The organism is Streptomyces bambusae (assembly GCF_019400985.1).
GTDB lineage: Bacteria > Actinomycetota > Actinomycetes > Streptomycetales > Streptomycetaceae > Streptomyces > Streptomyces bambusae_A.
In genome coordinates this window covers 1-1,139 of record NZ_WTFF01000662.1, presented here as the reverse complement: position 1 = coordinate 1,139, position 1,139 = coordinate 1, and the positions used below count along the sequence as shown (strand labels likewise).

The 1,139-nt window shown below is 79.1% G+C and carries 1 protein-coding gene; it reads right to left on the bottom strand.

Annotated features, from left to right (window positions below; translation table 11 throughout):
* Positions 1 to 44 precede the first annotated feature (44 nt).
* Positions 45 to 911, bottom strand: coding sequence for a S8 family serine peptidase (locus GPJ59_RS36400; protein ID WP_219672376.1), 867 nt, complete (start codon positions 909 to 911; stop codon positions 45 to 47).
* Positions 912 to 1,139: the final 228 nt, after the last annotated feature.

Sequence of the window (1,139 nt, the reverse complement as noted above, 5' to 3'; positions counted from 1 at the left end):
GCTGCTATCCGTGCCCGTCCCCGTTCCGTGGTGTGCGAGGGTGTTTAAAGAAGCCGCCGGAACCCGGCCCCGCGGCCGGGGGTGGGAGGGGCGGTGCCCCCCCCCCTCTCCCCCTCGGGAGGCCCCGCCGTGACGGCGGCCACCGGGTCCTCCGCGCCCGGCCCCGACGCGGTGGCCCGCAGCCGGTGCGCGAGCGCCTCGCCGCTGAGGTCCGGCCGGTAGCCGAGGGCCAGGGCCGCGGTGCCGGCCACCAGTGCGGCGGCGTAGCTCGGCCCGGAGGCCGTGAACTGGCCCTTGCCGCCCGGCCCCGGACCCATCACCGCCTCGCCCGGCGCCGTCAGGTCCACCCGGCCCCCGGGCGTCTGCCGGGCCGCGGCCCCGCCCGGGCCCGTCGCCGCGACCGACAGCACCTGCGGATGGGCCGCCGGGTACGCGCTGCCCCCGTTGTCCCCGTCGGGACCGGCCGGGGCGATCACGACCGCGCCCTTGGACACGGCGTACCGGACGGCGTCCGCCAGCGCCTGGCTGTCCGAGCCCGCCACCGCCATCACGGCGATGACGCGGGCGCCGCCGTCGGCGGCCACCCGGATGCCCGCGCCGAGCAGATCGGGCGTGGTGTTCCCGCGCCGGTCGGTGACCGGGACGTCCAGGATCCGGGCGCGCGGGGCGATCCCCGCGAACCCGGTCCCGGGGGTGCGGGCGGCCGCGATCAGGCCCGCCGTGAAGGTGCCGTGCCCGGCGCAGTCCACGGCCGGGCCGCCGTCGAACCGGCGCGGCGCACGGCTCAGCCGGCCGGCCAGCAGCCCGGAGGCGTCGTCCACGCCCGAGCCGACCACCGCCACCGTCACCCCGGCGCCCTCGGACAGCGGCCAGACGGTGTCGGGGCGCAGGTACGCCTGCGGCCACGGCATCCGGGTGACGGTACGGTCCGACGCCTTGCGGCACTCGTCGCCGGTGAGCCGCTGCGAGAGCCCGGGCAGCGAGGTCGGCTCCGCCCCGGCCGGTCCCGAGCTCCCCGGTCCCGAGCCTCCCGGTCCCGAGCCCCCCGGTCCCGAGCCCGCCCCGGCCGGGGCGGCGGCCTGACCCTTATAACCATCTGACGCTGCCGACGTTCTAACCGGTGAGGGACTCGCTACTCG

Excerpts from the sequence above, each read along its gene's own strand:
- GPJ59_RS36400 (WP_219672376.1), bottom strand. The coding sequence starts at position 911 with ATGCCGTGGCCGCAGGCGTACCTGCGCCCCGACACCGTCTGGCCGCTG.